General features: G+C 29.6%; 23 protein-coding genes and 1 tRNA gene. 8 read left to right on the top strand and 16 right to left on the bottom strand.

All coding sequences use genetic code 4. The features are described from left to right. Window positions 1-100: 100 nt before the first annotated feature. The gene (locus tag N1F73_RS01330; RefSeq protein ID WP_260359588.1) at window positions 101-511 is read right to left on the bottom strand and encodes a hypothetical protein; all 411 of its coding nucleotides are present in this window, start codon (window positions 509-511) and stop codon (window positions 101-103) included. Window positions 512-644: 133 nt separating this feature from the next. Further along, entirely contained in the window at window positions 645-2,123 is a 1,479-nt protein-coding gene (gene tig / locus N1F73_RS01325; protein ID WP_260359587.1) for a trigger factor, read from the bottom strand. A gap of 155 nt (window positions 2,124-2,278) precedes the next feature. Here tig and N1F73_RS01320 point away from each other — a divergent pair, with 155 nt between their 5' ends. After that, complete coding sequence (locus N1F73_RS01320) at window positions 2,279-3,517, top strand: MnuA family membrane nuclease (RefSeq protein WP_260359584.1); 1,239 nt, start codon at window positions 2,279-2,281, stop codon at window positions 3,515-3,517. Between the two features lie 187 nt (window positions 3,518-3,704). Here N1F73_RS01320 and N1F73_RS01315 read toward each other — a convergent pair whose 3' ends face one another. After that, complete coding sequence (locus N1F73_RS01315; protein ID WP_260359583.1) at window positions 3,705-4,901, bottom strand: AEC family transporter; 1,197 nt, start codon at window positions 4,899-4,901, stop codon at window positions 3,705-3,707. A 361-nt stretch (window positions 4,902-5,262) separates the two neighbouring features. On the opposite strand from N1F73_RS01315, the gene N1F73_RS01310 reads away from it, so the two are divergent. Both N1F73_RS01310 and N1F73_RS01305 read left to right on the top strand, forming a co-directional pair. Beyond that, the gene (locus N1F73_RS01310; protein WP_259289894.1) at window positions 5,263-6,186 is read left to right on the top strand and encodes a Cof-type HAD-IIB family hydrolase; all 924 of its coding nucleotides are present in this window, start codon (window positions 5,263-5,265) and stop codon (window positions 6,184-6,186) included. Continuing rightward, window positions 6,186-6,875 carry a ribonuclease HIII gene (locus N1F73_RS01305; protein ID WP_260359582.1) on the top strand — a complete coding sequence of 230 codons (690 nt, stop codon included), beginning with the start codon at window positions 6,186-6,188 and terminating at the stop codon, window positions 6,873-6,875. Before N1F73_RS01310 ends, N1F73_RS01305 begins: the two co-directional genes overlap by 1 nt. Window positions 6,876-6,906: 31 nt before the next feature. Here the strand turns inward: N1F73_RS01305 and N1F73_RS01300 are convergent, their stop codons facing one another. Continuing rightward, window positions 6,907-8,328 (bottom strand): hexose phosphate transporter, encoded by a 1,422-nt coding sequence (locus tag N1F73_RS01300; protein WP_260359581.1) that lies wholly within the window; start codon window positions 8,326-8,328, stop codon window positions 6,907-6,909. 278 nt (window positions 8,329-8,606) lie between these two features. Continuing rightward, complete coding sequence (locus N1F73_RS01295; RefSeq protein WP_260359579.1) at window positions 8,607-11,504, bottom strand: lysylphosphatidylglycerol synthase domain-containing protein; 2,898 nt, start codon at window positions 11,502-11,504, stop codon at window positions 8,607-8,609. Between the two features lie 70 nt (window positions 11,505-11,574). Between N1F73_RS01295 and fmt the strand changes: the two genes are divergently transcribed. Further along, the gene (fmt, locus tag N1F73_RS01290) at window positions 11,575-12,414 is read left to right on the top strand and encodes a methionyl-tRNA formyltransferase (protein ID WP_396888673.1); all 840 of its coding nucleotides are present in this window, start codon (window positions 11,575-11,577) and stop codon (window positions 12,412-12,414) included. A 32-nt stretch (window positions 12,415-12,446) separates the two neighbouring features. On the opposite strand, the gene N1F73_RS01285 is transcribed toward fmt, so the two are convergent. The 4 genes from N1F73_RS01285 to N1F73_RS01270 form a co-directional block, all read right to left on the bottom strand. After that, a tRNA-Thr gene (locus N1F73_RS01285) sits at window positions 12,447-12,522 on the bottom strand. 117 nt (window positions 12,523-12,639) lie between these two features. Continuing rightward, the gene (gene hinT / locus N1F73_RS01280; protein ID WP_259289898.1) at window positions 12,640-12,957 is read right to left on the bottom strand and encodes a histidine triad protein HinT; all 318 of its coding nucleotides are present in this window, start codon (window positions 12,955-12,957) and stop codon (window positions 12,640-12,642) included. Then, window positions 12,957-14,249, bottom strand: a complete 1,293-nt coding sequence (locus N1F73_RS01275; protein ID WP_260359576.1) for a HinT-interacting membrane complex lipoprotein P60 — start codon at window positions 14,247-14,249, stop codon at window positions 12,957-12,959. The genes hinT and N1F73_RS01275 overlap by 1 nt, the downstream gene beginning before the upstream one ends. 6 nt (window positions 14,250-14,255) lie before the next feature. After that, window positions 14,256-16,484, bottom strand: a complete 2,229-nt coding sequence (locus N1F73_RS01270) for a HinT-interacting membrane complex protein P80 (RefSeq protein WP_260359574.1) — start codon at window positions 16,482-16,484, stop codon at window positions 14,256-14,258. 71 nt (window positions 16,485-16,555) lie between these two features. On the opposite strand from N1F73_RS01270, the gene N1F73_RS01265 reads away from it, so the two are divergent. From N1F73_RS01265 to N1F73_RS01250, 4 genes are all read left to right on the top strand, one after another. Beyond that, window positions 16,556-17,149 (top strand): hypothetical protein, encoded by a 594-nt coding sequence (locus N1F73_RS01265; RefSeq protein WP_260359573.1) that lies wholly within the window; start codon window positions 16,556-16,558, stop codon window positions 17,147-17,149. A gap of 30 nt (window positions 17,150-17,179) precedes the next feature. Continuing rightward, window positions 17,180-17,926 carry an MAGa3780 family membrane protein gene (locus tag N1F73_RS01260; RefSeq protein WP_259289902.1) on the top strand — a complete coding sequence of 249 codons (747 nt, stop codon included), beginning with the start codon at window positions 17,180-17,182 and terminating at the stop codon, window positions 17,924-17,926. Window positions 17,927-18,177: 251 nt separating this feature from the next. Beyond that, window positions 18,178-18,420 (top strand): hypothetical protein, encoded by a 243-nt coding sequence (locus tag N1F73_RS01255; RefSeq protein WP_260359571.1) that lies wholly within the window; start codon window positions 18,178-18,180, stop codon window positions 18,418-18,420. A gap of 34 nt (window positions 18,421-18,454) precedes the next feature. Continuing rightward, entirely contained in the window at window positions 18,455-18,625 is a 171-nt protein-coding gene (locus tag N1F73_RS01250; protein WP_260359570.1) for a hypothetical protein, read from the top strand. Between the two features lie 158 nt (window positions 18,626-18,783). On the opposite strand, the gene rplS is transcribed toward N1F73_RS01250, so the two are convergent. The 7 genes from rplS to N1F73_RS01215 form a co-directional block, all read right to left on the bottom strand. Further along, window positions 18,784-19,143, bottom strand: a complete 360-nt coding sequence (gene rplS, locus N1F73_RS01245) for a 50S ribosomal protein L19 (protein ID WP_259289904.1) — start codon at window positions 19,141-19,143, stop codon at window positions 18,784-18,786. Next, a complete protein-coding gene (gene trmD, locus N1F73_RS01240) occupies window positions 19,133-19,816 on the bottom strand; it encodes a tRNA (guanosine(37)-N1)-methyltransferase TrmD (RefSeq protein WP_260359567.1) in 684 nt (227 codons plus the stop codon). Before trmD ends, rplS begins: the two co-directional genes overlap by 11 nt. Beyond that, entirely contained in the window at window positions 19,816-20,085 is a 270-nt protein-coding gene (gene rpsP / locus N1F73_RS01235; protein ID WP_259289906.1) for a 30S ribosomal protein S16, read from the bottom strand. The genes trmD and rpsP overlap by 1 nt, the downstream gene beginning before the upstream one ends. Before the next feature lie 147 nt (window positions 20,086-20,232). Beyond that, on the bottom strand, window positions 20,233-21,054 hold the full coding sequence (locus tag N1F73_RS01230) for an HAD family hydrolase (RefSeq protein ID WP_260359565.1): 822 nt from the start codon (window positions 21,052-21,054) through the stop codon (window positions 20,233-20,235). A gap of 86 nt (window positions 21,055-21,140) precedes the next feature. Beyond that, the gene (locus N1F73_RS01225; RefSeq protein WP_260359564.1) at window positions 21,141-22,466 is read right to left on the bottom strand and encodes a C1 family peptidase; all 1,326 of its coding nucleotides are present in this window, start codon (window positions 22,464-22,466) and stop codon (window positions 21,141-21,143) included. Then, window positions 22,466-23,293, bottom strand: coding sequence for an HAD family hydrolase (locus N1F73_RS01220; RefSeq protein WP_260359563.1), 828 nt, complete (start codon window positions 23,291-23,293; stop codon window positions 22,466-22,468). The genes N1F73_RS01225 and N1F73_RS01220 overlap by 1 nt, the downstream gene beginning before the upstream one ends. 64 nt (window positions 23,294-23,357) lie before the next feature. Further along, entirely contained in the window at window positions 23,358-25,250 is a 1,893-nt protein-coding gene (locus N1F73_RS01215; protein ID WP_260359562.1) for a P68 family surface lipoprotein, read from the bottom strand. Window positions 25,251-25,393: the final 143 nt, after the last annotated feature.

Genomic DNA, 25,393 nt, shown 5'->3' with positions numbered 1-25,393 from the left:
GCTCCTTTGTTAATATGTATATTTTAACAAAGAACACATTTTAACCACTTCTTTTTGCTTAATAATACAATATAAAACTCACACAGGAGTGTGAGTCAAATTAACCAAGAATTTCCATAGCTTCTTCACAAATGTCGTCTTGCTTTTTCTCTAGCAACTCAATTTCTTTTTTCATATTCGATATATTTGAAAAGTGAAAAATTGCAATAATGACAGGAATTATTATTGTAAGAAAAAGCAATAACATTCACATTACTGGAAAACTTGATTTGTCAAGTTTATCTTGTAACTTTTGTTTTTCTCTTTCGCAGTCAAGAAATTGTTCGAATAACATCGATAGTTTTTCCATGTTTGGTTGTGAGTCTGATTTAGATATAAATTCTAAATTAACGCTTTGTGAATAAGTGACACTTTTTTCCAACTCAAAACCAAATTTAGCGGCGGATTTTTTTAATCAAGAAATAGGTCTTTTATTAGAAACATTTATTGTTTTTTTATAAACTTCGGGCATTTTTCTCCTTTTTCGTTTCGAAAAAATTATATGAACATCAAAAAAAAAAAAAAAAAAAAAACGAGTTTTTTAAAAAAAATACATACGTTTTTGTGAAAAAATATGAAAAACCAGGCTTTTGCCTGGTTCTAAATTATTTAGCTTCTTCTGTTTCAGTTTCTTTTGATTTTTCTGCCATTTCTTTTTCTTTAGCAGCTTTTAATTCTTCAGCTCTTTTTGTTCATTCGTCAGCAATTTTAGCTAAGTTTTCGTTTAGTTCTTTTTCAATTTCAACTAATTGTTTACCTTTTTTGCTGTCAAGTTTTACTAATAATGCTGTTAGATTTCTTCTGTCAATTAAACGTGAGTAAATTGATCTTTTGTTGTTTTCATCGCTCAAGAAATACATTTTAATGAATGCTGCAGGAAGACCTGTTGAAGCAACTGTTGCGTTTATGAAAGCTTTTAGTTCGTCTTCTGTTGGTTCATTATCTTCTGTTGCAACTTCTTTAATTAAATGTTGAGCAATTAAAGCAAATTTGATATTTTGTTTTTCTTCATCGAAAACAAGTTTTCTAAATTCGTCTTCAGTTTTACCTAAAACTTTTAAATATTCGTCAAATTTAATATCTTGTTGTTTCAATTGCGAAGCAACTTCGTTTATTCTTGTTTCTACTTGGCTAGCAACCAAACGGTCGTTTAACGCAATATCATTTTTTTCTAGAATTGAAGCAACGTATTTTTCTAAGAAAGCACTTAGACTTACTTCAACATTGTTGTTAAGTAAAATTCATTTTAATGCGTCAGTAGCTTCTGCAACTGTTTTTGCAGCACCTGCTCTAAGTAGTGAAACATTTTCGTCTGTTAATTTAACATCTTCAGCTCTTTTAGCATCAACGATTTCAACATCGAATGTTGCTTTTTGCCCTGCTAATTTGTCAACTGGATATTCTTTAGGGAATGTAACAACAACTTCTCCTTTGTATCCAACTTTTTTATCTAATAATTGATCTTCAAATGTATCGATAAAGGTTTTTGAACCTAATTTTAAATCGAAGTTTTTAGCTTCACCACCATCAAAAGCTTCATCATTTACGTAACCTTTGTAATTTAAAGTTACAGTGTCGCCTAATTTAGTTTTGTCATCAGCTTTTAAAGGTAATTGCAATGCGTTTGCACTCAATTTCTCTTGAATGTATGTATCGATGTTTTCTTTGGTAGTTTGTGGTAATTCAAACTCAACTTTAACATCTTTTACTGAAAGATTCGAAAAGTCAACATCTAATGGATAAGCAATAACAATTTCAACTTCTTCATCGCTTATTTTTGTAATGTTTGTAAGTGGTGTAACGTTGATGATTTTGTCATTTTCTTTTTGAAGTTCTTCAAAAATAGCTTTTAAATTATTGTTTAAATATTTATTAATTGATTGTTCATAAATAGCACCTTTAGAAATGTGTTTTTTAGCAATATTTGCTGGCACCTTTCCTCTTCTAAAGCCATCTAATTTAAGATTTTTAATTAATTCTTGAGTTGCTTTTTCTTGCAGATCGCTTCATTCAGCACCTGATAAAACAATTTTTTTACTGATTTCTGATTTTTTGTGATCAACAGTAACGTTTTTATTTGCCATATTTTCTCCTTATTTAATTTAATATTTAAATATTATACATATTTTAATATAAAAAAAGATTTTTCGCTTTATTTTGTTTATTCATATTAGCCGGTTAATTCAAAATTTTTCATTTTTAGAAAAATATTTATAATAAATTAATCTATGGAGGTCGTATGTCTAAACACAGAAAAACAAAAATAATGTCAGGTATAACGATTGGGGCTACAGTAATTGGTGTTGCATCATATTTCGGATACAAATACATATTGAAAGATAAATTTTTCAATAAAAAGACTGAAAAAAACAAACAAAATACCAAACAAGACCAACCAAAAAGAACTATTTCAAGTGATAATGCGAAGTTGAATGCTGAAGTTCAAACTCAAATTTATAAACCTAGCAATGTGAATCGTGTAGGACACTGAAATATTTTAAATTTTGGTGGTAGCGGCAGCGAAAAAGGAAATATTAAAGTAAATGCAATTGCAGAAGCAATACACAAAACAAAACAAGATATAGTTGGTCTAACTGAGGTTAATTATCGTGACGGGGACAAAGTTCAAAGAATTACAAAAACATTAAATGAATTGGGAGAAGAAAACTTTGATCAAGTTATTCAACCTCAAAGCGATTCAAACACTAAATCAAGTAACGCTACAAAAGAAGTTGTTGCAATTTTATACAATACACAGAAATATAAATTAATTAAAAGTGGTAGTTTTAACATTGAGAATAATGGCTACAGTTATAAAAGAACTCCTTTCGGAGCAATGTTTGAAGATTTATCGAATGGTAAAAAAGTGATCACATTTTTTGCTCACCTAGATTCACCTGGTGTTAGAAAAGACAGAAATGACAAACACCCACAAGAACAGGACAGTCAATATGCCGGTCAGGGAACACAAGAGGTTTTTGAAGCAGAAAATATTGAAAATGCATTCAAATACTTCCAAAAATGAGATCCGAGTGCAAGTATTATTTTTGGTGGTGACACAAACATTATGACTAAAAACCGTGCCATTTTTGAAAACAACAACACTTATAAAAATTATTACAATGATATTAAAGCTGCAAGTGGTAAAAAACCAAATGAACAATATGAGTACTACGAGACAAGTTTAGGTTCAAAACAAGGTTATGCAAACGCATATGACAAGATTTTATTCAAAGAAAACGATAATTTAAATATTATTGACGAAAACGAAAAAAGAGCCTTTTCAGATGAAAAATACCAAAATTCATGATTCAAACTCGATTTAGTCAATTCGTTTAATAATGGTTTCTACGATAAAACCTATTATCAAAAATTATGAACGCAATATGAGAAATCATTATGACCTAAAGATTTTCAAGTCATTCGTTCGAAAATAAGCGACCATACACTCGTTTGAATTGATTATGTTATTAATTAATTCAATAAGCACACTACAAGCATTACAAATAAACAAAATCCAAACACATGATGATAGAAGCTTCCTCTTGTATTTGGATTTTTTATTTATAAAATCGTTACTAAACAAAATAATCAAGAGATTTTGTGTGTTGTTGAAAAGAAAAACACTCACAAATCTCCGTGAGTGTTTATGGTGTTTATAGTGTTTAACCCAATAGTTTAAACACTGTGTGAGCAACAACAGTTCAAATTGGCATTGTCACTAGACATAGCAATGTTGTTAGTGAGCTAACCTGTGCTGTGAATCCGGTGTGTTCGTGTTTGTAGGCAACCGAGAAAATAATACATACGGCAGCTGGTGGACACGAAGCTAAAACAACTAGCAATGTTCCTGTTGAAACCTGAATTGATTTAGTACGTACTAAAATTAGAGTAATTAAGAATACCACTAATGGCATTACAACCAATTTTCTTAATGTAGTAATTCAAACATCTTTATCTCTAGCAGCAGCTTTGATATCTGATGAAGCCAATGAACCACCAATAACGATTCATGCTAATGGCGAAATGATTTGTACACCAGGAAGAATAATAGCAGTAAGAACAGGGAATCTAGCTAGTAGTCCTCCTCAGAATTGGTGTCCGCCTGTTGTCGCTTTCGCAAAATTAAATGGTTGAGCGGCACTGGTCACGAAATATGTATTTGGACCAGGGATAAATTGAATTAATCATAGTAACATCGATGTATATAGAACAATTAACATCGGTGTTGTTAAAGCTTTTATAATTGGTTTTACTTGGTCTTTACTCATTTTTTGGCCCGAGTAGGCGATTTTTACGTATGAGAAAGCACCGATCATGTAAGGTAGATTTCAAACCTGTAATAATCCTTGTGAAAAGCCTCCAAATACTTCTGAACCTAATGCTTGCACTAGGGGAACAGCGAAGAATTGTAATGATGCATATCCAATCATCATTTGAGCAGTTAATAATTTTTGAGCATAACTATTTACATATGCCTCTTTAAATTTAGCTTGTGATTGAGAACCATCAGTTCTTTCTCACATTCTAACTGCTTGTGCGTGTAATTTACGCGAAATAAGTTTTGGTACAAACTTAATAATTAGTGTATTGTATACACCAATTAAAATGTAGAATGCTGCGGATAAACCGATTACAATTCCAACTTCTTTACCAATTTTTGCATTTGCGTCTTTCATAAACGCAACTAAACAAAGGAATGGTAAAGCAAAATCTAGTAAGAATTTTGATAGTTTTCCGTTAATTTCTTTGTTGAAAATACCTTTTTTGGTAACAAAGAAACCTATCAACACAAAGGTAAGTGTCGCTAGTACAGCACCGTATAATCCTTGAGAGCTAAGGATTTTAATTAAGTGTTGCATATAATCCTCTTTATTGTAAGTGTATCTCTGATACTATTTAATTTAAGTGTTTGGTACGATGTACCACCTATATTATACATTTTGCTCCGTAAATGATTTATTTTTAAGATTATTCAAAATAATTTTTTTTGTTGAAAAATGATATATTGGCTGTGAAAAAATAACCAATAACACTTATAGAGTAATTTTTAGGTAAAAATGTAATTAAATTTGTGAATATATAAATTCGAAAAATATGGAAACGTTTTTCCACATATTTGTTAATAAAAAAATTAACTTTTATCAATTAGAGTGATAATAAAATTATCGTAATTTTAATGTATAATAAATTAATAATGATACTACAAAATAAGGAGAATGCATGGTAGAAAATAAAAAATATATGTTTGCCATAGATTTGGATGGAACTTTACTTAAGTCTAGTGCTGATGGTTCTATTCACGAAAAAGCAGTTGAGGCAATTAAGAGAGCAAGAGAATTAGGACACGTTGTTGTTATAATTACAGGTCGTCCTTGAAGATCGACTCGGCCAATATACAAATCTTTAGGTTTAGATACAGTTGTAACTAATTACAATGGTGCTCAAATTCACAACCCAAGTGACGAAAACTTTATCCCGTTAATTAAATATCTAAACTTGAACGAAATGCTTTATATTTTAGGAGATCCTAAAGTTAAAGAAGAAATTACTAACATCGCAATTGAAGGTCCGGGTTGAGTACAATTACAAAAACGCGATCTTGCAATGGAACAAGTTTTCGGTTTTAGAGAAAACCCTAAATTTCATGTAGGTTTGGATTTTACGAAAATCCCATTAAAACCAACAGGAATCATTTTTGACGTTAAAGAAACAACCGACCCTGATGATTTAAGAGACTATCTAAGAGCTAAATATGGTGATTTAGGTGAGTTTTCATATTGATCAAAAGGTGAAGGTTTAACCCCTGTTTTCGATATTACCAATGTTTCAGTCAATAAAGGTAGAGCAATTTCATTGCTAAGCCGTTACTACGACATTCCATTGGAAAATATAATTGCATTTGGTGACGGACACAATGATATACCTATGTTTAAAGTTGCTAAAGTTGCTGTTGCAATGAAAAACGCACCAGAACCTGTTAAAAAACACGCAACAGTGCGTTTGAACAAGAAAAACACTGAGGGTGGGGTTGGATATTACATTAATAAATTCCTTGATAACCCAGAAGAAGAACTACAAAAAAGTCTTAAAATTCGTCAAAAATTTAGAAAATTCAAATACAATGATCCAGAATCTGATGAATAATGAAAATAATTGAATATAACAATGATTTAAAACTTGATGATAAATTAATTATCGGTATTGATGAAGTAGGTGTCGGCGATTATTTCGGCCCATTGATTGCTGCAGCAGTTTTAATTCCACAAGAAAATAAAAAGAAATTATTAGAACTCGGTGTAACCGATTCTAAAAAAATTATAGATAATAAAATAAAAATTTTAGCTTCCAAAATTCGTGAATTAACTCATTTTGCTGTTTACACATTGACTCCAAAAGGATATAACAATTTAAGTCAAAACAACAATGCTAATGAGCTAAAAATGTTTGTACATTTAAGTGCTATTAGTTCTTTATTAAACAAAAATGTTGAATATCAAGCAGTGTTTATTGATAAATATTCAACAACAAAGAGTATTGAAAAGTATTTCGCAAAGTTTTACCAAGATGATTACTTTATTAAATTCGCTAAAATTGATGAGCCCATAATCTTAGCCAATAAGGCTGAGAGTTTGTCTCTCGAAGTCGCTTGTGCTTCGATACTAGCAAGGGAAAAATTTATTTACAAAATGCAAGAAATGAACTCACATTACCAAGTGGAATTTCCTTTTGGAGCTTCCAATGCTGTTAAAGCGTTCGCAAAACATTTGTGAAGTGTTCGAGGAGATATAAAAAAAGAAGAAGTGTGCAAAAACACATTCAAAATGGATATTTAAAAATCAAGATTTCTCTTGATTTTTTTAATTTTTATTTAGATTTTGATTGTCTTTTGAAACAAAAGTATGGGAATGTTTTTGCGTCTGGAGATGGTTCTTTAATCATTAAAGCACCAACAACCGAAATCGATGACAATAGAACTAGAACTACAAATTTAATAATTGCTATATTGAAGGCGCTTAGACCTTGTTTAACTCCGATAATATTTATAATTGCCATAATAATTACGCCAATTGTAAAGAAGATATATCCGAAGCCTCAGATTAAGGCAAACATTCAACCAATAGTTTTAGGGTTATTGTCTTTATATTCGTGTGGCAAGTTCAATGTCACACCTTGAATTCCTCATAATGATAGTCCAGTAATAAATGCGAAAATAAAGAAAAATATTAAAGCCGCTAAATTACCTTTGGCAATACCAAATACAAATGTTAACATTGATAGAATATAAAATACTATACCTGTTAGAAGCGCTGCTGTAATAAATCATCTACGTTTTAAGTTATATTTAGATCATAGACCAACTGTGATTGGGCCAACAAATACAGCCGCTAAGAAAATTATGAATCAAATTCTAATAATTTTACTTACACTCATTCCGAAAAGTTGTGTACTTGCACTAACGCCTGAAATTTTTGTGAATAAATCAATTGAGAATGAGGTAGGGAAAACAACCGCTACTAGGAAACCTCCATAAAGTAAAATTCATACATAAGTTGATTTTGTTTTTAAATATTTTCCTAAAATCGCTCAGTTGTTTACTTTAGGTTCTGTGCTTTGTTCTTGTTTTTTAACGTCAAATTTAGTCCCGAAAATTACCATTACAATCAATGGAACAACATTTAATGCTGACAATACCGTTAAAACAATTTGTCAATTGTCTCTAATTAGTGCTACATTTGCTGCAAAAACAAACGGTACTATTGCAATAATTGTACCCAATGGGTAAAATCAAACACCGAATTGAGAAACGAATGATTTTTGTTTCTTGTTAAAAAAGTTAGCAACCACTGGTTGAGTTAAAATAATTAACATTGTTCCACCAATAGCCATTATTGTTCTTAAAATAATAAAGAATGCATATCCTACACCATTGCCTGGCAAATATTGGGCAGGAATACCAAATAATGTAAGTGATAGAGCAACTATTGTTGAATATTTATGTGCTAATTTAGCTAGTAAAAACGCTACTAAAATTGAGCCAATACCACGACCAATAGTTATTCCTCAGTTGGTAGCTTGGTTAATCAAAGTAAAGTTAGCATCTGGGATGATATCGAAATATCCTAGAATACCTGTATCACCATGACCGCCACCATTTAAACCGGCAGCAAATCCCCAGTTAGCTACGAAAGCAAGATAACCAATTGAAATGAAGGCTCATAATAATAAGCCACGCACAAATTTCGCTTTTTTATTTTCACTAGTTGAAAATTTTGAAGTGCTATTCATTTTTAATTCCTTTCTTTAAATTATTGACAAAATAATTTGTCTTACTTATTATAAAAAAATATATACCGTGTACGCAACAATTAGTAAAAATATTTCCTTTTTACTAATTGTACTTAAAATAAGTGAAATAAGTAAATTACATATTCGCAAATAATTGAAATATAATTTTTTTCACCTTATTTAATAATCAAAAATGTGGAAATGTTTTTAAAATTGTATATTAACAAACTTTTTTCATGTATCAAAATTGCAAATAAAAAGTTGACAGCGTCAACTAATTATCATTTAACAAATATAAATATAATAGAAAGCACAAAGATTAAAACACACATAATACTAAATGAGATTTTATAGTATCTTGTCTTTGTCCGTTTTATCGTCTGCAAGTCAATAAATTGGGTAAATTGCATGTTTTTTTGTTGTGATTGATAGATATCGACACGTCTTTCGCCAATGAAAACTAATATTAAAACAATGGCTGATAATATGGTCGGAATAATAACTGTACCAACACCATTAATTGATGTTAATAATGATGATTTTTGAGAAATACTTAAGCCGCCGGCTGCGTCAGGTTTAATAATAAACTCAAATATTATTTTCCTAATAATATCACTTGTCCCAGTACCCCCTGGTGTAGGTGAGATTGAATTAATATTTCTAATCAATACGTCTGCGGTCATCATATTGAAATATGCACCGCCAGGAACTACTTTAATCATGTCAACCGACATTGCGAATAAAGCAACTGGCACATAGACTCATGGTAAGAGTTTTCAAAGTAGAATTTCCAAAAAGTTATATCATTTTTTGACAATAGTTTTTAGACCGTGTCGTACTTTATAGAACTCATATTGAAATTTTGTTCGTAAATTTTCAGGGTCAGTAATTGTAACAAATGGCAATCACTCTAAAAAACCAATTAAATGTTTTAAGGCAAAATTTTGAATTCTAGAGCTTAACGACAATATTAGAAGTGTTAATGCTAAAATCGTATCAATAGAAATACCCAAAATCAATGAAATTAATAGAATTAAATTTCTACCACCTGAGGTGTTATTAAAGAAATTACCATAAAATTTAATACCAATCGGAATAAAAATTAAGATTAAGACAATGTTTGAAATTTGTCAAACAAATGTGTTGATAACAACAGCGGAAAGTAATTTATCTCGTGAGACATTCCGGCGTCTTAAATATCAATATGTGGCTATATCGCCACCAATTGATTTGGGAGTTATATTTTGCGATACTAAAGAGATTAAAGAACCAACAAGTAGGTCCTTAAAGGACACTTTTTCATTTTGTCAATGCAATAAACGTTTAAAAATTATTGCATTGACTACTGACGTTAATAAGAATGTGGCTATTATTGCCAAGAAGGATATTCTTGAGTATATATTCGTTTTTATGTGTGTTCACATTGACGCTATAACACCCAACGGATTATCAGTAACTACTCCTTGGGTTTTAAAGTTATAAACCGTGTGGAATAGGAAAACAAAAATTCCGATAAATATGGCCGTTAAAAGCAAGTATTTTATGATCGATTTAATTCGTGTTGTTTTATCAACTTCTGTTTCTTTTAGGTCTAAAACATTATTGAGCAATTCTTTTTGTCTAACAACAACATCTAACCTCGAGTTTTCGACATTTTTTCGCTCGTGTGTATTGACTAGCATCAACCCTTTTTCCTCTAAGGGGTCATATTCAAATATTAGAGAACTGCCATCGTTTAATTTCGTCTTTAATAAAGTAGATGAATATTCAATATCTTGCGAGTATATTTTTGTGTTAACAACCTTCATGTCGCCAAAATTTTCAGTATTTTTTACTCGTTCAATAAACAATTTTGCATTTTTGTTTGATAAGCGAAATTCTTTAACCACCGAGTTAGTGTAGCCATAACATTCATACACACTCATCAATACATCGTATAAGGTTTTATTGCAAGATTTATAATAAGCTGTCATGTTAATTATTTTGGTACTAAAAGTGATTGCGTCTTTGTTTGCTGATGAATTACCAAACAGGAACTCATTATTATGATTATGAGCCAATAATAATTCTTTATTATTGTTTTTTAGATAATCAAATAATTCTTGTTCGTCCTTATATTCAATAAAATCTATTTTATTTTTTCGAGCAATAACATCAATAAGAGAAGAAGATTCAATCGAACGAGCAATAACATATTTAGACAGTCTATTTTTGTCGAATTGTGAGCAATCATTGAGTAGAAAATGTAAGTATATTGCCGTTAAATGTTCGTTTTTTAAATATTTATACACTTTCTTATGTTTAATTGAAACAACTAACGATTTCCCTGTTTTATTGATTGCTAAATTTAAATCATTTTTGTGTAGAAAATTTTTAGTATTGATACTAGAAAGATTGGATAATTTTATGTCAGTTGTCTTAGAATTTAAGGTTTTGGAAATCTTATAATCAATGTTTAATTGATCGTAAATATTTCTAGCATATTGATAATGAAAAGAGTTGAATAAATGTACACCGATTTTGAGATTATCAAAATTGCTGTTTTTTTCTATTTTTTGTTTAGAAATATCAATAATTTTGTCTAAAATTGATACTTTTGTAACTATTGGATTTTGAGTAGGTATTGAAACACTTTCATAGTCTACTTGCTGCAAAAATTCTTTTAAATACAAAATATCATCATGAGTAACTTTATTCCCAGTTCAATTAAATTCTACTTGCATCAGTGAGTTTTTACTTGATATTTCACTGATATTAACATAAAATACTGAATCTGTTTTTTGTGCTATGTAACGATCGAATGAATTGGGTATAAACTCATTTTTATCAATAGTAAAAATGTTAAAACCATTCAATATTAATGCTTTGGCAAAAATATTTAAATAAATATGCGACCTAAGAGAATTATCTCTAATAAGCAAAACTTTATTGTTTGTGAAATGTTTAGATTCGATTAGTGATGAAATCGATTGAGCAAGAGTATAAACTGTGAAGTCGTTAAATAAATCAGTCGCAATACCAACACGCGCAGTAATTTTATTCGTGGAAAACAAAAGAGGTCTAACAAACGAATTTTTGTGTTTTTTATTCAATATAAACATTGGTTTTTTTAATCTTTTGTTCAAAAAAACATCAGGTGACTGATATCTGCTTCACTTTTCAATTATTGTTTTCATTCTTTCTCCGTTGGTAAAATTATATATTAATATTAACGAGTAGATATTCAATAAAATATATAATAGATTTATGATAAAAGTTTTACTAGCCGGAACTCCTGAGTTTGCAGTTCCTATTTTTGAGAATGTTATTAAACATTTTGATGTCGTTGGAATAATTTCACAACCTGACAGACCTTCACAAAGAGGTCGAAAAAGCGTATTTACGCCAACAAAAGAATTGGCTTTAAAATACAATATAAAATTATTCCAACCAGAGAAAATCGGTGATATTTATGATGAGTTGGCGGCTCTTGAATATGATTATTTACTTACAGCTGCTTTTGGTCAATTTATACCAACAAAAGTCTTGAATATTGCTAAAAAATTAAATATAAATGTTCACGGTTCTTTATTGCCAAAATATAGAGGGGCAGCACCAATACAATATTCAGTATTGAATGGCGATAAAAAAACTGGAATAAGTATTATGGAAATGGTTAAGGAAATGGATGCAGGCGATGTGTTTGCTCAAAAAGAAATCGACATAACCGAAGACGACACATCTTTAAGTGTATTCAATAAATTACAAGCAATTGCGGCAGAAAATATAGTCGATTGAATAAATGCACTCGATAATGGCCAATTAACACGTACAAAACAAGATGAAGCACTAGTTAGTTTAAGTCCAAAACTGGAAAAATCAAAGGGTGAAATACACTCAGATATGAGTGTTGATACAGCACTGAAAATTATTAAAGCTTATAATCCCAACCCGGTGGCCTTTAGCTTTATTGATGAAAAAAGAGTAAAAATATTTTTTGCCACTGTAAAACCAATAAAAAACGCACCGCAAATAAAACTAAGTGACGGTGCATTGTATTTAAGTGATTATCAATTTGACTCAAAAAAACGAGTAATTTTAAAATAAAAACTCGCTTTTGCGAGCGGTGAATTTACATATGGTGCCGACAACAGGACTTGAACCTGCGACCCCATCCTTACCATGGATGTGCTCTACCGGCTGAGCTATGACGGCGTATATCAATTATAATATAAACATTTAAAAAACAAAATTTTTCATTATTTTTTCAATAAATTTATTGAAAAAATTGAATAATTAAAAAACGTCTCTTACATAAGAGGCGCTTTTTTGTTATTTGAATGGTATAACGTGAACGTGTGTATGGAATATTGATTGTTCGGCACTTTTGCCAGTATTTACAACAATTTTAAATCCTGGAATACCTTTATCTAAAACTTCTTGTTTTCCTAATTTACGAGCAACATTAATTAAATGTGCTGCTGTTTCGTCATCCATTTCGGTTATATTTGTTGATTTTACTCTCGGTACAACTAAAAAATGTCCGGGTCTGAATGGAAATTTGTCGTAAAAAGCTACGCAAACATCATCTTTATAAATAAATTCTGCTTCAGCTTTTCCGTTGATTATGTCTAAAAATATGTTGTCCATTATACTAACTCCACAAATGGTAAATCTTTTATTGTTTCTCTTAGTGCTTTACTTTTATCGTTAACTTTAAACTTATAGCCAATATCAGCAAATGATTTAATTGCTGTTTCATATAATGATTGATCATTTAAGAAAAATAGAAACGCTAAAATATCTAATTTATCTCTATAGAAAGTGTTTTTAAAACTCAATAAAGTAACTTTTGTTTTGTTGTTTACATCGTTTTCAACAGTTGGTAATTCTACTTCAACACCAGATGAAATTGGTGCAACTTGATTTACATAGACAACTGTAGGAATATTGGTTGGATTATTTGAAATTTTGAATGGGTTAATAACAAAGTTAGGTTCTATCTCTTCATTAACAAGACGGTCGTTGTTGACATCATAATAACCGTATAAATCTTTTGAACCGGTTTTGTTTTTTAATGAGTCATAATCTCATTTCAGTGAGTATGAAGTTGTATTTGCTTTAAATCCTTTGTAACCATATAGTTCTTTGTCACTTTCATGACCACTAACAAATTCAATGTCATCTTTTAGTTTTATTTTAGGTAGTTTAGAGAAATTTCAAAAGTCGTTAAAAGTTTTTACATTGCTTATTGTGTTATATCCACGAGTGAAAAATGAGTCATTATTGTTAGATGCTTCATTGTCTTTGCTTCAAACTTGTGCAAACTTTTTATCAACTGCGTATTTTGAAAGTAAATAATTTTCAAGTTCATATTTAAGTTCTGAAGTGTATTTAAAGTTTTTATCAATTTTTTTCAATTGATCTTTATCAGAAATTTTGAAATAAGCATTTACAAATAACATTTTTTCAATTTCTTGACGAATTTGTGTTTTTTCGTTCAATCAAATAATGCTAAATTGATCTTGTGTTAATGGTTTATCTTTTTCAATATCACCAATACTTTGAACATCTTCGACACTTAAAATTCTGTCTCTATTTCAATCGATTACTTTTTGTGCAAAATAGAAAGGATCTTTTTGTAATTCATTTCTTTCATATAACTGGAACGCTTGATAAGAATCAATGAATAATTTTGAACTTCTATCTTTGAAGGTATTGATGTATGTTTCGTCTAAATTGCTTGATGAATTAAAAGGAATACCGTATAAAGATAGCAATGTAGCGTGTGAAAATTCTGTTTTTAATTGTTCTACAGAAAACTTACGGATTTCATCATCTTGTTTTAATTTTGCTGTGGTATCAATTGTTTGGCCACAAGCAATCACTGAAAAAGGTGTTATAGCAGATACGCTAGCAAGTAATAATTTAATTTTTTTCATATATACCTACTTTCCTGCCTTTGTAATTGTTTTTAAAGTTTCATAAATAATCGCACTAGCATTTTTGGTGTGTGAATCGTTATTGTGTGTGAAATAAACTTTGCCTTGATTTATTTCAAAATTAGAGTCATATCCATCTTCTGCTCTTTGTTTCATTCAACTTTCAACACCTTTAACTAGATCTAATGATTTTTTCTGTTTGTTTGCGTTTAAAACATTGACATTTAATTTAATGATTTCGTCTATTTCGCTGTCAGTGATTTTGTCAACAAATTTATATGTGATAGACTTATCGCTTTTGTCCGTTACAAAATAATCTGATTTCATGAATGTTTTAAAGTTATCGTCTTTAAGCATATCTTCAAGAACAATTTCAGACATATCCATAGATCTATTAATTAAGTTTAAGGCATTATATTTGTTGCCGTTAGCTGATGATTTATATTTATTACTTAATAAGAAATCACTTTTAATCATTTCTTTAATAATTTCTTCGTTAGATTGAGAATTACCGTTATTTAGCTGCGATAATTGTTTAACATCTACTAAAGTAATTCCTTTTGAGGTTAAAATGACTTTTGTTTTTGCTGAGCCATGTAATGTGTAAAAAGTACTAATTTTATTATTAGTTGAATCTTCGAACAATTGAATTATTGGTTTAACAACTAATTCATTGTATTTATCTTGATAAATACCTTCTTTTTTCACATCGCTTGCTTCATCAAAAGCTTTAATAATTTCTTTATTGAAATCAGCAATTTTTGTTTGTGCTTCTTCTTTAGATTGTGCACTAGCAACTAAATCTTTAGGGTCTTGTAAACCCAAATATTGAATAATGTTTGTTCTTATGTCGCTTAATGTTTTAAATAGATCAACATCTTTGCTACTATCGTTGCCTAATACTAGGTTATCGAAAACAGAAAAAGCTTGTAAGGTTTTGTCATTTTTTGAAGTTAATAAACCGGTTATTGAAACTAAACCTTCACTACCTCAATTTGATTTTATACTTTGGTCATCTAAAGCAATAACAGACAACAATGTACCATAATCTGCAATTTCTTTGTTTAATGTAGTTGATTTATTTTCAGTTGCTTCTTTAACAAATTCATCATAACTTTTGAATGTGTTTTTAACCTTTTCGAATGATGTTTCAGCTTTAAACGGAGCATTTTCATTATCAATTGGTCAGTAGAACATCAATCTTTTAAATGCCTCTCTATCAATTGTTCATTTAGCCTCTTTACCTTCCTCTTTTTTAGCTGGAGCAATTCCAGGTAAAGTAAATTGACTAATTAAGAAAGGATTATCGTTGCTTAAATAAAAATCAATGAATTTTGATGCATCTTTGTACTCTGCGTAATTTTCTTCATCAACAACATAACTGTTAGTCATAAATGTCATTTTTTCTTTAATTTGGTCAATTTCGAAATAGTTGACATTTTTTTTGAAAAATGGAAATACCCTTTGTCCCACTTCATATAGCACTTGGTTTGTAGGTTTACCATTTTCATCTAACTTGTAAATAGTTGTTTTAGCAACTCTATCAATATCATCAATATTGAATTGAGTATTTAATTGGAAACGACGTAAAGCATCTTTTTTAATTTCATCGTAAACTCTAAGTGTTACAGCTTCATTAATTGATTTTGCACCTTGAAAATTTTTAATTAAGAAATCATTAAAAGCTTGCTCTCATTTAGAAAAACCAAATGTTTTTATCATTTGTTCTTTAATATCTAAAAGTAAATCTTTATGTTTCTTAGTTAATTCTTCAATTGGTTTTAAAGCAATATCAGTTCTTTCTTTTTCATTGGTTTTAAGTGAAGCGTTCCATAATCTTTGGTATTCTTTGGATGCCTTAACTTCTTTGTTGTATAGATAAAATATCGCCGATTTGAATGCGTTGTCTAACATCAATTTTGGATTGCTTTTTTCATCTGTAGAGCTGTTTTTTAATACATCTCCTAGATTAAAACCAATTGATTTAGAATTTTCATCAGGGGTTTTAAAATGAAACACAACTGTATCATTTTTTAAAGGATCATTATATTTTTTAACTAAACTATTTGCAACTAAAGGAATTGTGATACCACTTGCTACAGTGGCAGCAATTGATGATGCAATAACTCAGAATTTTCAATTTTTTTTCTTTGGTGATTTTGGATTTTGACTATCTTCTTGTTGAGCGTTTTTTCTAGTTAGACGCTCAAAAAATGTTTCTTTTTTCTTTCCCATTTTAATCCTTTCATTACATAAAATATTCTTTATTATACTAGATTATATATATAGTTATATATAATAAATGTATGAACAATGAATTTATAAGTGTATTTTCTGAATTTTTAGGAATATTAAATACAGAAGCAATGATGTGATCATTGTCGCCTTTAACACACAAAAAATTCAATAAAATTCAATCAACTTTCAATCATTTTTCAATAAGTTTATACTTCAATGATTTCTTAATATTGAGAGAAAAATACCCCGAAAATTTCAGATTTGAGGGCTGAATGTATGAAAACAAAAGTTTTATGCCTTATTTTTATTATGATTCAAAAAAAGTGCATATCTCTTTAATTATTCCAACAAATATTGATCAATTTACTGAAAAATTAACAAAAATCAACAAAATACGTTTGTGTTATTGAGGCAATAATCGCAAAAGTTTACTATTAAAAATCAAAGGCTCAAGAACTAAACACATTGATATAGATGAATTAATAGATCTGTTTTATATCAAAAAAAATACACAATTTATTATTACGGAAGATAGCATTTACAATTTTACTGTTTGAAACAATTTGAATTGAAACAATATGAATTATTTTGAAATACAAAATATAAGATTCCAATATTTTGATGAATTTGAGAAGTACCTAAATTTTATTAACATAAGTTAATATTTTCTTTTTTAAGATAAAATAATCGTTATGAAAAATATAAAGTTAAACAATTTAAAAGAGAACAAAAATTACCTGTTCTTAACGCTAGGGCTATTTATTTTGTTAGGTTCGTTTATTTTTATTTTGATGGATTCTATCAATTACAATTCTTCCTACGAAATAGATTTAAAAACATTAACACCAACTGTTTATGCTTTGTTTAAACACGCAGGGACAATATTTTATTTCACTTACTTGACAAACTTATTTACTGGTATAACATTGATTTTGTTTTCTATAATTAAAAATAGAGAAAAGATACTAAAAATGTTCGTTATTTCTGTCGGTCTGATTACTATCACGTTTTTAGTTTATTGACTGTTATTATCATGAAGAAAGGAAACATGATCTACATTCTACTCTGCAATAAGATCAACAATCACACACGCAATTAACCCAGTAATCGCTTTTGTTGTGTTGTTTTTATTGAGAAAAACAGCAGTGATATCGAGCAAGGAAATAAAAACTACAGCAATCATTACAATTGCCTACTGCCTATTTGCACTGATAATTTATTTTGCTTCTTACAATAAATTTGTCGAGGGCGCAGGTGTTACAATATATTCATTTTTAAACTTTACTAAACCGCTATTTTATACCGGAGGAAATTTAGGGGTAGTTATATTTTTAGATATTTTAATCTTTGCTTTAGCCGTTGGTTTATCTCTAAGTACATTATTATTTTGAAAAGGAGTTTATAAAATCAAGTTTGTTAAATGTCAAAGACATAAATAATTTTGATTTAAAAATAACACTTTAAAATATCAAGCACGGTTTGTTGTGCTTGATATTTTTATTACTTGCATACAAAATTTTAAATTGAGTTGCTTTTTTTGTAAATTTTCCGGAAATTCTCTATAAATTTACTGAAAAAAGGCAAAAAACACACATTTTTTTTTTTTTTTTTAGCACGTATAAAATTTAAATACATATCTTAAATTTATATCAAAGTATGTAAACAAAATAACTGTTATAAGGAGAAGATTATGGCAAAATATATTAATAAAGTAATAAGAACTTCAATCAAACAAGAGGCTTATTTAAATGAAACGGCCGGTCATTTCGGATTTGAATTAAAAGGTTCGCAGGATATTTCGCAAGGAAAAGTTAAATTAGATTACACTATCGATACAAACGAAAAAAAATGCTATTGCACTAGCACAATTATTCCAAGAATTTTTAGATTTAGAAGAACGCAAAAATGTGTTGAGAGAAGAATTAGAGAATAAAAAAATCAATAAAAAGACGGCGTTCATATTATTGATGTGATTTATAATCCCAGGTATTATTTATATTGCTTTATTTTTTAGTAAGATAAAACGAATCGAACTCGAAATAGATGAAGTTATAAAAGAGCAAAAAAGAATTTACGAAACAGCAGTAGAATTACAAGGTGGAATATCTGAGAACCTTGAATCGCAAATCGAAGCATAAAATTATCATTATTTATTTCAAGGTGCTATGCATCATTGCATAATTACTTGATTTTTATTTCTATAATTAGACACATAAAATATTGTGAATAACAATTTAAAACAATTTAAAATATACAAAAATTAACATTCATGCGAATGTTAATTTTTTTATTGTTATTATTTGTTGTTACGTTTAATTTCTTTAAGTCTTGCTGATTTACCACTTCTTTCACGAATGTAGTTTAATTTAGCACGACGAACTTTGTTTGAACGTACAACTTCAATTTGTGCAACAAATGGTGAGTGTAATGGGAATGTTCTATCAACTCCAATACCGAATGAAATTTTTCTAACTGTAAAGTTTTCACGAGTTCCTGATTCAGTTTTGCTAATTACTAAACCTTCAAAAATTTGAATACGTTCTTTTTCACCTTCACGAATACGAACGTATACTTTAACATTATCACCAACACGAAAATCTGGGTGATCTTTACGTAATTGGCTTTGTTCTACTAATTCAATTAATTTACTTCTCATTATTAATCCTTTCGATAATATCGGGTCTGTTTTTTAATGTTTTGTTATATTGAGCTTCTTTTTTCCATTTTTCAATTTCAGCATGATTGCCGTTAAATAACACATCTGGAACTTTCATTCCTTTGTATTCGCGCGGACGAGTGTATTGAGGATAATCTAATAATCCTTCATTTTGAAATGAGTCATATTGGTGTGATTCCTCTTTAATTACTCCAGGCACAAGTCTGATTATTGAATCTGCCATAACCATTGAAGGCAATTCACCTCCGGTTAAAACATAATCGCCAATTGAAATTTCTTCATCTACCAACTCAACAACTCTTTCGTCAAAACCTTCATAACGTCCAGAAATGAAAGTAATTTCCTTTTCGTTTGCGAGTTTGTTAGCAATAGATTGATCGAATTTTTTTCCTTGCGGTGTAACTAAAATTTTATAACCACCTCTTTGTTTAAGCGAATCTAAAGCCAAATCAATTGGTTCAACTTGCAATAATAAACCATGTCCACCACCATAAATTTCATCGTCAACTTTATGATGTTTATTCTTGCTGAATAATCTAAAATCAATTACTTCAATATCGATTAAATTTTTGGCAATTGCTTTAGAAATAATCGATTCTTCAACAAAGGGTTTGAAATAATTGGGAAAAAGAGTCAAAAAATTAATTTTCATTATTTAGCTTGATTTTTTGAATTTTTAGCAAGTTTTTCATTTAAGCCGTGTTTTCTGAATAAGTCGTGAACTACTTGTGTTAATTGAGCACCATTGTCTACTCATTTTTGCACTAATTCTTCTTTAACAAAGAATTCTTTTGTGTGAGGGTTGTATTGACCTAAAGCTTCGATAAATTTACCATCACGTGGTGAATGTGAATCTGCTGCAACAATTTTGTATTGTGCATTAAATTTAGATCCAGTTCTTTTTAATCTAATTTTTACCATAGATTGTCTCCTTACATATTTGTTGTTGACAACTTAATGTCAAGCGCAAGTGCTTGACACCAAGCCAATTGCAATATAATTCTATAACAACATTTTAAAAAGATAAGGAAAAAGTGCTAAGTTTTTTTCTTGCACTTTTTCAATATCTTATAAATTTTCTAAATCTTCTAACTCATTCAAAATTTTAGTCAAACCAGCGTTTGAAAAATCATAGCCGATTGCGTCGGCATTTTCTTTAACAAAATCCAAGGCCCCTGCAACGCAGATAAACTTTCCTAAATATTGTTTTGTTGGCAAATCATTAGCAGAATCTCCAATATGATAAGCATCTTTAGGATTGATTCCTAAATATTCACACACGACTGAATTTGCTATACCTTTATTGGCGTCTTTAGGGCCAACTTCGATTGTTCAACCATTAGAAACTAAGTAAAAAGCTAATTGTGGGTATTTTGCAGATAATTCTTCTCATAACTGTGCTGTTTCTTCACGAGATAGACCAAATACTAACAATTTAGAGAAATCAATAGATGTATCAATTTCTGAATAATCTTTTTTTGCTGTATCGGCCGCTCAAGCCTTCATGTATTGACTATCTAAATTGCCGCCATGATACATCATCATTTCGCCGTTAATGTAAATAAACATCTTGCGGCTTTTAAAAATTTCGATTACTTCTAGCAGTGGTTTTTTATCCAGTGTTTTACGATACAAAATGTTGTTGTTTTTATCAACTATTAGTGCCCCATTTAAACAAACAACATACTCAGAACCAACTTTATTGGCAATATTCATTGTGAAATCTGTATTGCCACGTCCAGTCGAAAAGATTACTGGTTTGTATTTATTTAATTTTTTGGCCGTTTCAATATTTGTATCGCTGACTGTACCGTGGCCATTAGGTTTGTCTAAAAAAGTACCATCAAGGTCAAGGAAATATGCCTTGGCTTTGTTTTTTAAATTTTTCATGTGTTAATTATAACAAAGTAATTTTTTATTTGCATATGGAATTATTTCTATAAAGACAATAAAAAATAGGATTTAGCATCCTAAATTTATAGCATTGAAAGTGGATCTCATGGTTCAATTTCAATAGCTTCTTTTTTATTGGCTTCAACAGTTGTATTTGAACAAAAATCAGGATTAACAATAACACTGTAAACATACTCGTCAAATCATTTATCACTCATTGAGAAATAGCCTTTATTGCCGTTTTCATCGCCTCATGAGTTTTCAACTTCTCATTTAATTGGATTATCGTTTTCGTCCAAATCAACACCTACAAAAGTCATAGCATGGTTAGGTGTTGACATTTTAAAGTTCAATCTGTCAGCTTTTGATAAAACATTATTCAATTCAAATGCTTCATCAATATTATAAAGTCTTGTATCCATTAGTCCGTTTTTACGGTCGATTTGTGGACCCATATCGCAAGCAAATCATACTGGCTCACCCGCTTTAATACTTTTGATGGTTGCTTTTTTCAATTCATCCATCGAAACATTTATGAATGATAAGTGTCTACTTTCTACTGGTCCTCTAAAATATTTAGCTTGTAATTTGGTGTTAACTGGATAAATATCTCTTGGATCGGCATATAGGTTGATTAAATTTTTATATGTTGGAGTTGTGTATTTTTCCAATCATTCTAAAGGTGTTATATCAGAAATTTTGTGAAATTTCTTGTCTTTATCACGGTATTCAAAATCAAATTTGATTGGAGGCAATCCTAATGATTTGGCACAAATATCAAAGACTTTTTGCATTGCTTGTGTTTTAACTTGTTGTAATTCAGTATTATTTGCATTTTTTTGTTGAAGTTCTCTTAATATTTTAGTTGTTGATAGTAAGTGAATTTCTAGCACAGAGTTCATTTGTGCAGTGTTTGAAGCGTTAAAAGTTTCAGGCATAATTGACTTAGGAACTACACCATATTTTGTAATTAAACCTTCTGATCATTCTCAAAAACCGCCATCTTGGTGACCAAAACCTAAAAACATTTCAAATAGACGATCTTGGTATTTCAATTCAGGATGTTCAATAATCAATTCTAAATAGGTGTTGGCTTTTTCCATTTTTTCTCAAAACATTGTGTAGGCTTGAGAATATTCAAAACTTTCAACATTTAATTTTTCCATTGTGATTGGTTTTAAAATATTTAATGCTGCAAAAATTCAACATCTTCCGGATGATTTTTGATTAGTCATTCCGGCTTTTTTAGTTTGATTGCTAAATTCATTATTATGAAAAGCACGTACCTCGTTGTTGTAGGTTGCATTGTAAATGCCATTTTTTGTAACTGCGTTTTCAACAATTTTGTTTACTTTGTTTTTTTGGTATTCACTATAAAAGTTTTTTATCATATCAAATTCTAATTTCATTATTTACTCTCCTTTTCGTTTATAAATTTTTCAAAATTTTGAATAGTTCTGCTCAAGCCAGCATTGGCGAAATTTTCGCCAATAAAGTTTGCAACTTTTTTTACTTCATCGTCAGCATTACCCATTGCTACTAAATAACCTGTATCAGGCAGAGCTAGAACATCATTGCGTGAGTCACCTATGTGTGCGCATTTTTTAATGTCAATGTTTAATAGTTGGGCCACAAAAGCATTTGAGGTTCCTTTTGTAGCTTTTTTGTCAGTCACTTCTATTGAATAACCATGCGAAACAACGTGTGTTGATAAATTAGGAAAATTTGTATTAATGTATTTTTCTAATTGGGCAATTTCCTCAAGTCCTGGACCAAAAACCAGTGTTTGGCGTATGTTTTGTGTTAAATCAAAACCATCGTAACTTATTTTATTAAACCTTTTTACTCAATCTCTTTTATCTCAAGTAAATTTGTCTCCAAAGTGATATATATTATCAATACCATTTACAATAAAATTAAGTTTTTTACTCATAAAGTATTGAAAAAGTTGTAATTTTGTGTCGTTTTCAATTAATATTTCTCTCACAAAATTACCTCGACTATCAATTACTACACCTCCGGTCGAACACACGGCGTAAGGAGCATTAATCATTGCCATTATTTCAGCGACAGCACCGGTTGGTCGGCGACCAGTTGAAATAATTACTGGTTTAATTTTTTGTAATTCGCGCAGAAAATTCTTATTTTCTTCAGTTAAAAATCCTGTTTCATCGGTTTTGTCAATCATTGTTCCGTCAAGATCAATGAAATAACCTTCTATATAATCTTTATGCATAATTTAATATTATAGTATTTTTAAAAAAAGCATTAAAAAAGCACAAAATGTGCTTTTAATTGTTTTATTGATTGTTTATTATTGATTCAATTGCTTTAACCATTTCTTCATCTGTTTTAGCGCTATCTGATGAAGAGATATTTGTTTGTCCAATCAATTCTTTTCCAAGTAAATTAATAATATTTGCTGTTGTGTCATCAGTTGGCAATTGTACAGCTTTAATATTTAATTCAGGATCTTGCAATTTTAAAATTGATGTTAGTGAAATTCACGCAGAAGATAGATAATCTGCATATTCGTGTGCTTTTGTTCTTTCTTCTTCGGTTAAACTTGCATTATTTTGTATTGCTCTTTGTTTGTCGTGTTCAGCTAACAATGATTGTTTAGTTTGGTCATTAATAACATCTTTTAATGGAATTATATAACCAGTTGTTTTAGCTAAGGTCAATCAGTTGGGTTCAAAAGTACCTTTATTTAAAGTGTCGTTAGTTCCTAAATATAGTCAATTTAAAAACGCTTTAGTACCTTCATTTAATGCTGGATCTGATGATTTAATTGGTAATAAACTCGATCCACCTTCTCAATAAACATTGCTTTTATTAGGCCCAACAATATTAACTTGAGGTAGGATGTATTGATCTTCGAATTCTGCATATTTCTCGAATGCATCTAGTGAATCTTTTTGGAAACCAACAAAGAAGCCTTTTGAGAATTTAGTTTTATGCGATTGATTGTTTCCAACACTTGCTGCAAAACTAATTACAGTTTTTCATTTAGCAATATCGTGTGTACCTCATTCGCTATAACCATTTGCCATGTATTTAACAGCTTGAAATGCTTTTTTATTTATACTATCACTTCCATAAGCAACTTCTGTTTTTTTAGAAGCAGCGTCTTTGTACACGTTTCATAATTCTTTAAATTTATTTTTAACTGCTTCATTTCTTGTTATGTTGTATTTAATTCTAGTAGGTTCGTTTGAATCTCCAGTTTTTTCTAACTCAAAAATTGAATTATCGCCAATAATACCTTGTAGTTCTTTTAGAAAGGCATCTTCTTGATAGTCTATTGCTAAAATATGCCCACTAATTGTGTTTTGATTAATAGAATCAGTAGCTAAATTAACTCCATCATAAACTTTGTTTGCAAATTCTCTAATTTTTTCCAATGAGGCAAATGTTGAATCATCTACTGTGTAACCAGAAAACTGTGTGTCTGATTTAACGCTTAATAATTTGAAAATACTATTTTCAGGAACGCTATTACCCACGGTTGTTGCTTTTCTAGCTCTCTTAACAATATCTGCTTCCTCATCGATAGCTCCGCCTCCATTTTTAATTAAGTTTAAAATCAAGTCTAATAAATCTAAATTAAATCTTACTGCATCAATATCAGCTTCATCGAAAGGTAAGTTGTATAGTTGGTCTGCATCATCTTTACCAGCCAATTGTGAGTGAATTTTAGCAATTTTTGGATCAAAAATACTTGTTGTAATACCGGCATCGCTAACATCTAGCAATCTATCGTCTTGTGATAACACATACGCTCCGGATTGCGCCCCTAAGATTAAGTTAGGAATTTTTTCAATTTTTGCATTGGTTTCAATTTTCTCTTTTACATTTTTAATTAATGGGAATTCTTGGAAAAATTTGTGGTCTTCAAAAAATTCAAGTTTAACCGGAAGGAATCCAGGTTTGTTTTGTTGTGTTTCATTATAGTAATTGACCAAAGGTATAACACCTAGTGACAAAGGTCAAGATTTTCCTTGCGGGGTTTGAAATAAAACTTGTTTATTTTTTATATTTTCTTTGTTTTCCCCGTTTTGTTTAGTATCTGTATTTTTATCATTTTCTGTGTTTTGTTTATTATCTTTTTTACTATTATTAACACATGCTGCTGCTAAAAAACTAACACCAATTCCTAAAGTAGGAATCAATGATAACCATTTTTTGTTCATTTTTTTCTCCTTAGAAGTATTTTGTATTCATACATTTTGATAAATTAATAAAAAATTATCTTAACTATTATATAACTAAAAATATATTTAAAACACTTATAAAGAGATGCAAAAGTAAAAACCGGAATTGTTTTCATTAATTT

The organism is Mycoplasma sp. HS2188, assembly GCF_025209835.1.
Lineage (GTDB): Bacteria > Bacillota_I > Bacilli_A > Mycoplasmatales > Metamycoplasmataceae > Mycoplasmopsis.
This window is presented reverse-complemented; position numbering and strand designations above follow the sequence as displayed.